This window comes from Burkholderia sp. Ac-20384 (assembly GCF_017104605.1).
GTDB lineage: Bacteria > Pseudomonadota > Gammaproteobacteria > Burkholderiales > Burkholderiaceae > Burkholderia > Burkholderia lata.
This window is the reverse complement of sequence record NZ_JAAGPE010000593.1, coordinates 1-1,925: the sequence shown is the minus strand read 5'-3', so window position 1 is coordinate 1,925 and position 1,925 is coordinate 1. Positions and strand designations below refer to the sequence as shown.

General features: G+C 67.9%; 3 protein-coding genes. All 3 read left to right on the top strand.

Features of this window, described 5'->3' with window-relative positions:
* Window positions 1-54: 54 nt before the first annotated feature.
* Window positions 55-267: a DUF1656 domain-containing protein gene (locus tag G3O00_RS42050; protein ID WP_011350409.1), complete on the top strand. Its 213-nt coding sequence runs from the start codon at window positions 55-57 to the stop codon at window positions 265-267.
* Window position 268: 1 nt separating this feature from the next.
* A complete protein-coding gene (locus tag G3O00_RS42045) occupies window positions 269-1,264 on the top strand; it encodes an HlyD family secretion protein (RefSeq protein ID WP_206146532.1) in 996 nt (331 codons plus the stop codon).
* Window positions 1,261-1,925, top strand: a 665-nt coding sequence (locus tag G3O00_RS42040; protein ID WP_206146531.1) for a TolC family protein, incomplete at its 3' end; no start/stop codon positions are given. The genes G3O00_RS42045 and G3O00_RS42040, both read left to right, overlap by 4 nt.

The following is a 1,925-nucleotide window of genomic DNA, read 5'->3' as shown; positions in this document are numbered from 1 at the left end:
CGGACGGAGCACGCGCATGATCCCGCTTTCCCATTCGTCTTTCCGACCGCGACCATGATCGGCGAAATCGACATCTTCGGCGTATTCGTGCCGGCCCCGCTCGTGCTGATGCTGATCGCCTACCTGATCAACATCGTCGTGCGCGCCGTGCTCGAGCGCGTCGGCTTCTACCGCCTCGTCTGGCACCGTTCGATCTTCGACCTCGGCATCTACGTATTCGTGTTTGCCGCCGTCGTGATCGTTTCCCACCATCTCGTGGCTACCTAACGTGAAAAAAACCTGGCTCTCGGCAGGGCAAATCCTGCTCACCCTGATCGTCGTCGTCGTGGCTGCCATCGTGCTGTGGCGCATCGTCAACTACTACATGTTCTCGCCGTGGACCCGCGACGGTCACGTGCGCGCCGACGTGATCCAGGTGGCGCCGGACGTGGCCGGCCTCATCACGTCGGTGCAGGTCGCCGACAACCAGGAGGTCAAGCGCGGCCAGGTGCTGTTCGTGATCGACCAGGCCCGTTACACGCTCGCGGAGCGGCTCGCCGAAGCCACGCTCGCGCAGCGCCGCGCGACGCTCGCGCAGGCGAAGCGCGAGTACGCGCGCAACCTGCAGCTCGGCAACCTGGTCGCGAGCGAACAGGTCGAGGAAAGCCGCACGCGCGTCGAACAGGGCGAAGCCGCCGTCGCCGATGCGCAGGTGTCGCTCGACACCGCGAAGCTGAACCTGCAGCGCACGACGATCGTCAGTCCCGTAGACGGCTACTTGAACGACCGCGCGCCGCGCGTCGGCGAATACGTGGCGGCCGGCCGCGCGCTGCTGTCGGTCGTCGATCGCAATTCGTTCCGCGTCGACGGCTACTTCGAGGAAACCAAGCTGCGCGGCATCCACATCGGCCAGCCGGTCGACATCATCGTGATGGGTGAGCCGCGTGCGCTGCGCGGCCACGTGCAGAGCATCGTCGCCGCGATCGAGGATCGCGACCGCACGCAGGGCGCGAACCTGCTGCCGAACGTGAACCCGGCATTCAGCTGGGTGCGGCTCGCGCAGCGCGTGCCGGTGCGCGTCGTGCTCGACGAAGTGCCCGACGATTTCCGGATGATCGCGGGCCGTACCGCGACCGTGTCGATGCGCGAAGCCGACACGCGCCGCAAAGACAACGCGAAGCCGGCAGCCGGCGCATCGTCGGCCGCCGCCGGCACGTCGTCGGTGGTCACGCCGGTATCGACGGCTTCCGGCACCGCTGCCAGCGCAGCAGGAGCATCGCAATGAAGCGGCACGGTCTGCGCCTCGCCGCGACGCTCGCGCCGCTTGCGCTCGCACTCGGTGCGTGCAAGTCCGTCGGCCCCGATTACACGCTGCCGCAGCAGGCGTACGTGAATGCGCCGCTCGCGAACCATGCGCTCGACGACGCAAACGGCACGCTCGTGTCACGCGACGCCGTGCCCGGCAACTGGTGGCAACTCTACGACGACCCCGTGCTCAACGGGCTCGTGCGCGATGCACTGAAGTCGAACACCGACCTGCGCGTCGCGGCGGCCAACCTCGCACGCTCGCGCGCGGCGCTGGAAGTCGCGAGCCAGCAAGGCGGCTTTTCCGGCGGCGCGGAAGCCGCCGTGCAGCGCGCACAGGAATCCGCGGAGCAATACCTGCTCGAGAACAAGCTGCCGGTCGTCAACGAAGGCACGGTCGGCATCAACGTGTCGTACGAGATCGACCTGTTCGGCAAGCTGCGGCGCGGCGTCGAAGCCGCGCGCGCGGACAGCGAGGCAGTCAGGGCCGCGGGCGACCTGGCGCGCATCACGGTCGTCGCCGACGTCGTGCGTGCTTACGTCGAATCGTGCTCGGCCGGCGACGAGCTGGCCGTCGCGAAACAGTCGCTCGCGCTGCAAAAACAGCGCGTCGCACTGTCGCAGCGGCTGCGCGATGCCGA

Bases quoted from the DNA above. Each gene is read 5' to 3' on its own strand.
- G3O00_RS42050 (WP_011350409.1), top strand. From the start codon at position 55: ATGATCGGCGAAATCGACATCTTCGGCGTATTCGTGCCGGCCCCGCTC.